Source organism: Microbacterium sp. Cr-K32, from assembly GCF_000708345.1.
GTDB classification, from domain to species: domain Bacteria; phylum Actinomycetota; class Actinomycetes; order Actinomycetales; family Microbacteriaceae; genus Microbacterium; species Microbacterium maritypicum_A.
This window is the reverse complement of sequence record NZ_JARD01000029.1, coordinates 250,817-257,463: the sequence shown is the minus strand read 5'-3', so window position 1 is coordinate 257,463 and position 6,647 is coordinate 250,817. Positions and strand designations below refer to the sequence as shown.

The 6,647-nt window shown below is 66.5% G+C and carries 8 protein-coding genes and 1 pseudogene; 6 read left to right on the top strand and 3 right to left on the bottom strand.

The window, feature by feature from the left end; translation table 11 throughout:
* Positions 1 to 188 (bottom strand): annotated as a pseudogene (locus GZ64_RS0118540) (response regulator); the annotation flags it as partial.
* A gap of 156 nt (positions 189 to 344) precedes the next feature.
* Here GZ64_RS0118540 and GZ64_RS0118535 point away from each other — a divergent pair.
* The gene (locus tag GZ64_RS0118535) at positions 345 to 1,010 is read left to right on the top strand and encodes an HAD hydrolase-like protein (RefSeq protein ID WP_029259501.1); all 666 of its coding nucleotides are present in this window, start codon (positions 345 to 347) and stop codon (positions 1,008 to 1,010) included.
* A gap of 92 nt (positions 1,011 to 1,102) precedes the next feature.
* Here the strand turns inward: GZ64_RS0118535 and GZ64_RS0118530 are convergent, their stop codons facing one another.
* Positions 1,103 to 1,309 (bottom strand): cold-shock protein, encoded by a 207-nt coding sequence (locus tag GZ64_RS0118530; protein WP_017203899.1) that lies wholly within the window; start codon positions 1,307 to 1,309, stop codon positions 1,103 to 1,105.
* 520 nt (positions 1,310 to 1,829) lie between these two features.
* Between GZ64_RS0118530 and GZ64_RS0118525 the strand changes: the two genes are divergently transcribed.
* The gene (locus GZ64_RS0118525; protein WP_269320250.1) at positions 1,830 to 2,654 is read left to right on the top strand and encodes a shikimate 5-dehydrogenase; all 825 of its coding nucleotides are present in this window, start codon (positions 1,830 to 1,832) and stop codon (positions 2,652 to 2,654) included.
* Positions 2,655 to 2,890: 236 nt separating this feature from the next.
* On the opposite strand, the gene GZ64_RS20295 is transcribed toward GZ64_RS0118525, so the two are convergent.
* Positions 2,891 to 3,025: a hypothetical protein gene (locus tag GZ64_RS20295; protein WP_017829963.1), complete on the bottom strand. Its 135-nt coding sequence runs from the start codon at positions 3,023 to 3,025 to the stop codon at positions 2,891 to 2,893.
* Between the two features lie 317 nt (positions 3,026 to 3,342).
* Here GZ64_RS20295 and GZ64_RS0118515 point away from each other — a divergent pair, with 317 nt between their 5' ends.
* From GZ64_RS0118515 to GZ64_RS0118500, 4 genes are all read left to right on the top strand, one after another.
* Entirely contained in the window at positions 3,343 to 3,627 is a 285-nt protein-coding gene (locus tag GZ64_RS0118515; RefSeq protein WP_029259499.1) for a hypothetical protein, read from the top strand.
* A gap of 139 nt (positions 3,628 to 3,766) precedes the next feature.
* The gene (locus tag GZ64_RS0118510; RefSeq protein ID WP_029268188.1) at positions 3,767 to 4,918 is read left to right on the top strand and encodes a calcium:proton antiporter; all 1,152 of its coding nucleotides are present in this window, start codon (positions 3,767 to 3,769) and stop codon (positions 4,916 to 4,918) included.
* A 115-nt stretch (positions 4,919 to 5,033) separates the two neighbouring features.
* Complete coding sequence (gap, locus tag GZ64_RS0118505) at positions 5,034 to 6,065, top strand: type I glyceraldehyde-3-phosphate dehydrogenase (RefSeq protein WP_029268186.1); 1,032 nt, start codon at positions 5,034 to 5,036, stop codon at positions 6,063 to 6,065.
* Positions 6,058 to 6,612, top strand: a complete 555-nt coding sequence (locus GZ64_RS0118500; RefSeq protein WP_197020549.1) for a peroxiredoxin family protein — start codon at positions 6,058 to 6,060, stop codon at positions 6,610 to 6,612. The genes gap and GZ64_RS0118500 overlap by 8 nt, the downstream gene beginning before the upstream one ends.
* The last annotated feature ends 35 nt before the right edge of the window (positions 6,613 to 6,647 follow it).

Here is a 6,647-nt window from a genome sequence, read left to right as displayed (position 1 = left end):
GCATCGATTTTCGCGTCCAGGGCATCGCACCGGGAATCGAACTTCGTCTCCATCGCATCGCACCGCGCATCGAACCTTGCATCCTGCGCCGCGAATCGCGCGTCCATCCGGTTGATCATCCAGCCGAAACCGCTGATGATCGCCACCAGGAGCGTCACTGCTGTCGCCAGCATCGTGATGACTTCCACCGACACGTACATGCCCCCATTCTCGCCCGCGTATCCGTCGATGTCACGACCTTATATGGGGACACACGGTGCCCACATGAGGTGTGCACAAGCTTTTGCGTTGCACACCTGTGCAGGAAGAGCGGACACCCTCCGTTCGGCCCATAGGCTGGAGAGATGCCTCACTCCCCCTACTCCTGCGTGCTGTGGGACGTCGACGGCACCATCGTCGACGCGTCCGTCGGCATCCTCCGCCGGCTCAATGTCGCGCTGACCCACTTCGGCCGACCGGCGCCGACCCGCGAAGAGCTGGTGCACTGGATCGGTCCCCCCATGTTCCAGTCCTTCCAGGATCAGGCCGGCATGACGCCGGAGCAGTCCGCCGAGGCGGTCGCCTTCTACCGCACCCTCGGCAAGGCCGACGGCTATACCACCGACGTCGCGACCTACCCGGGAGTGGTCGACCTCATCCACGAGCTGCACGCCGCCGGAGTGCCCCAGGCGACGGCCAGCTCGAAGCCCGAGAACCAGGTCGACGCACTGGTCGACCACTTCGGTCTGCGCCCTGCATTCCTGACGACCGTCGGGGCGACCCCGGACGAGTCGACCCTCGCCTCGAAGACCGACATCGTGGCAGAGGCTCTTCGTCGGCTGCGCGAGCTCGGCGCCGACACCTCGCGTCCCGTCCTGGTCGGAGACCGGCACCACGACGTCGAGGGTGGCAACGCCAACGGCGTTCCCGTGATCTTCGTCGAGTGGGGGTTCAGTGATTCGCACGAGGGCGACGAGGCCGCGTTCCGTGTCTCCTCGGTCGAAGAGCTGCGTGCGCTGCTGATCTCCTGATCGCCCTCATCATCGCTCAGAAAGCACAGAACTCCCCTCCGGATGACGCATCGGGGACGCGATCCGGTGGGGAGTTCGGTGTCTCGCCCGTCTCAGACGGGGCGAATGTTCTCTGCCTGCAGGCCCTTCGGACCCTGCGCCACATCGAACTCGACTCGCTGGTTCTCTTCGAGAGACCGGTAGCCGGATGACTGGATGGCGGAGTAGTGCGCGAAGACGTCAGCGCCTCCGTCGTCGGGGGAGATGAAGCCGAAGCCCTTCTCCGAGTTGAACCACTTAACCGTGCCCTGGGTGCTCATGTACTGCCTGTTCTGCTGGTGAAGAAGCCGACGCAGGGATGCCCCGACATCGCTAACGCTAGTGGAGGAGGCCCTGAGCGGAATAGCCGCCGCAAGAAGGTAATCCAAATGTTGCACGAGCGGCATCCGGCCGTCATCGGCGCGAGCGCGGGAGCGGACGCACGAGAACGCCCAGAAAATGGTGTGGCCCTCACCGCGGGGGGAGCGATGAGGGCCGAAGACGACCGGAGGGTGCGTCAGAGACAGCTTAGCCCCTTTTCGATGCTCTTGTCCCCCTTTTGGGGGACAAGTCTGAACTTCTCTGCGAGACGAACGACAGCGGCCCCCTCGAGTAGCCCATTGGGGACTGAACTACTCGAGAGGGCCCAATCGCATGCACGGATCGTCTGCCCCTGGGGTGGGCCACCGTCTCCTGGGGAGAGACGTAGACGATCGATCCCCATGTGCACGCACCTTCACCATAGGGGAGGATCCACGTTCTCGCCACGGACCTTCATCGGCGCGCGAGTAGCCTGATCCGGTGACTCTGCTCAACAAAGACATGACGCTCTGCATCTCGCTGTCCGCGCGCCCGAGCAACAACGGAACACGCTTCCACAATCATCTCTACGAGGCGCTCGGCCTGAACTGGATCTACAAGGCGTTCGCGCCGACCGACCTCGCGCAGGCCATCGCAGGTGTCCGGGGTCTCGGCATCCGTGGGTGCGCGATCTCCATGCCGTACAAGGAAGAGGTCATCGCGCTCGTCGACCGGGTGGATCCCTCGGCGAGCGCCATCGACTCCGTCAACACGATCGTCAACGACGACGGCGTGCTCACGGCCTACAACACCGACTACTCCGCGATCGCGCAGCTCATCGCACGCGGAGGTCTCGATCGCACGGCCTCGGTGCTGCTGCGCGGATCGGGAGGCATGGCGAAGGCCACGGCCGCCGCGTTCCGCGACGCCGGCTTCACGCGGGTGACGATCGTCGCCAGGAATGAGGCGAACGGGCGCCCCCTTGCCGACTTGTACGACTTCGCCTGGACCGCTGGGCTCGACGATGCCAGGGCGGACATCCTGGTCAATGTCACGCCGATCGGCATGGCCGGGGGCGCGGAAGAGCACACGCTGTCGTTTTCGGAAGAGGCGATCGGGGCCGCATCCGTCGTCTTCGACGTGGTGGCCCTCCCCGCGGAGACACCTCTCATCGCTGCGGCGCGCAGGGCTGGCAAGACGGTGATCACGGGGGCGGAGGTGGCGACCCTGCAGGCACTGGAGCAGTTCGTGCTCTACACGGGCATCCGTCCGTCGGCGGAGCAGGTGCGCGCGGCGGAGGAATTCATGCGAGCCGGAAACGCCTGACGACTGCCCTCCCGCACGCAACCGGAAGCGACGAGCTGTCGGGCGCACGCTCCATCTTCGTTCCGGCGCCGATCAGCGATGTGTGGGAGCTTGTCACATCGGCAGGCCGCATTCCCGAGTGGGGGCCGAGCCGTGGGCACGACCGATGCCACGCTCGAACGCTCGGCAGATCGCGTTCGGCCGGTGGGCGGGCATCTCGCGCAGCGCGGATGTGCCCACCCACGGGTCGAACCGACTCAGCCCTTCGCGCCCTTACGGGGCTTGATGAACTCGGCCGGTGCGTTCTTCTCCCGCTTGGCAGCTCGCTTCTCCTTGAGCGAGAGCTGCGGCGCCTTCTTGCTGTCGCGACCCTGGATGGACTTTCCGGACATGGTTACTCGCTTCCCCTTCGGTGGCTGGCGTAACCTCCGACCATAGCCCGGAACCAGGGGAAGTCAAATTTCCCGCTGAACGGGAAAAATCTTCGTCGCCAGGCTCATGCCGTTTTCGGAATATTCATTGAAATATCTCATGCGCGACACATTGCGACGGTGCCCGCGACAAGCCCTGGCGACCCCCGGGAATCCGCCGAGGAGGAACCCGAGCAGGCGGCGAGGCGAACGGGTTTGCTACCCTGGGAGCGGAACAACGACGGAGGACGACCTCCGACGGAGAGACTGACCGGGGACGACCCCGACAGGAGTCTCCCGTGAATCACTCGTCCACCTGGCCCCTCTGGGTCGTATCCCGCGAACCTCGGGCCGCACGCGCCACGCTCGTGCTGTGCTTCGTCTCGTTCTCCATGGTCAGCGCGGCAGCACTGTCCGTCGGCGTGCGCGGGATCTGGCTGGAACTCCTCCTCTCGGCGGGATTCCTCGTCTGGGCCACTGCGCAGTGGGTCTGCGTCGAGCGTCGTCGACATCGAGAATCGGCGTTCCGCCGCGACGTCGAGCGGTACATCCACGCGCTCTCCCGCTCCTCCGCTCCGGAGTGACGCCACCGCCGTCGATCGCCGGCCATCCGCCGCGTACGCCGCGTACCATCAGATGCAGTGCGCTGAGACAGCGCTGCGGCCGGGACGACCCGGTCGTGGTCACCACTCGGGGACGGCCCCAGCTCGAAGGAGTCCGGCGATGTCACGCACGGAACGTAAGCAGTTGATCAGCGTCACGGACATCGTCCGCGTCATCCTGGGATGGGGGGCCTTCGCAGCTCTCCTCCTCCTCCACCCGGTGCTGGAACCCCCCGTGCCCACCCCGGTACTCATCATCGCGCTCGGGGCGATCATCGCAGTGATCCTCGTCTGCGCGTTCGGTGTCGTGAAGCAGGCCGAGGCCCTCGCGCACCGGCTCGGCGATCCCTACGGCTCGCTCGTCCTGACCCTGTCGATCGTGCTGATCGAGGTCATCCTGATCTCCGCGGTCATGCTCGGTCCGGGAGAGCACGCGACCATCGCCCGCGACTCGGTCATGGCCGTCTCGATGATCATCCTGAACCTCGTCATCGGACTCGCGCTCCTGCTCGGTGGTCTCCGCCACCGCGGAATGGCCCACAATCGCACCGGCACCTCGGCGTACCTGTCGATGCTGGTCGTGCTCGTCGCGCTCGCGTTCGGCCTCCCCGCCCTCATCGGCACGGACGGCTCGTACACGACCGCGCAGGAGATCCCGATCATCGTGCTCACCCTCGTGCTCTACGCCTTCTTCCTCTACCGGCAGATGGGTGCCCAGGCGAGTGACTTCACCGAAGTCGACCCGCGCATGCTGGAGACCACTCCGCACCGGGCGAAGGCGGAGGCGGGTGGCGGGATCCGCGAGGTTCTCGCGGAGCATCGCACCGAGGTGCTCGTGCGTCTCGCGCTCCTGGTGGTGACCGTGATCCCCATCGTGCTCCTGTCGCATGACATGGCGGCGCTCCTGGACGACGGCCTGGGACGTCTCGGGGCCCCTGTCGCCCTCGCCGGCGTGCTCATCGCGGGCATCGTCTTCCTGCCGGAGTCGATCACCGCGGTGCGTGCCGCGCTCGGGGGAGAAGCCCAGCGCGTCAGCAACCTGTGCCACGGCGCCCTCGTGTCGACCGTGGGGCTGACCATTCCTGCGGTGCTGATCATCGGCATGTCCACCGGTCAGACCGTCGTTCTGGCGGAGTCGCCGGCGAACCTGCTGATGCTGGGCGTGACACTGCTGCTGTCGGTGACGACGTTCGCCGCGAAGCGGGTGACCGCCATGCACGGCGCCGCGCACCTGGTGACGTTCGCGGCCTACCTGGTGGTGCTCTTCAGCTGATCCTGGGTCGGTGGGGCGATGAACCCCCCACCGACCCCACCCCTCTTCTCGCGTGATATTTTTGGCATAGGCCAAAAGTCAATCACCGCCGGAATCCGGCACAGGAGGGAGCATCATGTCCACGAAGATCGCCATCAACGGCTTCGGGCGCATCGGGCGCAACTACTTCCGAGCCCTGCTCGCGAAGCACTCGGATCTCGAGGTGGTCGCGGTCAACGACCTCACCGACACGCGCACGCTCGCCCATCTGCTCAAGTACGACGCGGCGAACGGCACCCTGCCGGGGCCCGTGAAGCACGACGACGCGCACCTGTTCGTCAACGGTCAGGCGATCCGCGTGTTCTCGGAGCGCGATCCGCTCCGCCTTCCCTGGACAGACCTCGACGTCGACATCGTGATCGAGTCGACCGGGCTGTTCACCAAGGCGGAGCTCGCCGCGAAGCACGTCGAGGCCGGGGCGCGGAAGGTGATCATCTCGGCGCCCGCGACCGGAGACGACGGAACGTTCGTGCTCGGCGTGAACGAGCACACCTACGACCCCGATCGACACCACATCATCTCGAACGCCTCCTGCACGACGAACTGCCTCGCCCCGGTGGCCAAGGTGTTCCACGAGGCCTTCGGGATCGAGGCCGGCCTGATGACCACCGTGCACGCGTACACGGCCGACCAGAACCTGCAGGACGGCCCGCATTCGGACCTCCGGCGCGCTCGGGCGGCTGGGGTCAACATCGTCCCGACCAGCACGGGCGCGGCGAAGGCGATCGGGCGCGTCATCCCCGAACTCGACGGGAAGCTCGACGGGTTCGCGCTGCGCGTGCCGGTGCTCACCGGATCCATCACCGACCTCACCGTCACCGCATCGCGCCCCGGGACCGTGGAAGAGGTGAAGGCCGCCTACCGCGCCGCGGCGGAAGGGCCGCTCAAGGGGATCCTCCGCTACACCGAGGACGAGATCGTCTCCGCCGACATCGTCGCCGATCCGCACTCCTCGATCCTCGACGCGGGATTGATCCGTGTGATCGGCGACCAGGTGAAGGTCTCGGCCTGGTACGACAACGAGTGGGGCTACTCGAACCGCCTGGCAGACCTCACCGAGTACGTCGCCGCGCGGCTGCCCGAGCGTGAGGAGGAAGCCCGTGCCTGAGCCGCTGCTCGGGGCCGACGCCTTCGCGCTCGACGTCTCGGAGTGGGTGAACAGTGCCCCGATCAGCCCGGAATCGCTCCGCGGACGCGTCGTGGTCGTCGAAGCGTTCCAGATGCTGTGCCCCGGATGCGTGAGCCACGGCCTCCCCCTTGCCCAGCGTCTCCACGGCATGTTCGACTCCCGCGAGCTCGTCGTGCTCGGGTTGCACACGGTGTTCGAGCATCACGCCGTGATGGGCCGCGAGGCGCTTGAGGCCTTCCTGTCGGAATACCGGATCGAGTTCCCGGTGGCGATCGATCGGCCGCTCGACGGTCAGGCGATTCCGGCGACCATGCACAGATACGGACTCCGGGGAACGCCGTCGACGATCATCGTCGACCGGGAGGGGCGCGTACGTCAGATCGCATTCGGCGCGGTCGATGAACTGGCCCTCGGCACCTACCTCGGGCGTCTTCTCGCCGAACCGACCACACCGTCGATGACGTCGGTCTCCGCCTCGATGTCGGAGGCCGGCGAGGCGTGCAGCATCGACGGCGTGTGCACCTGAGCGTCGACGGACGACCGGCACGCAGGACTCTGTGA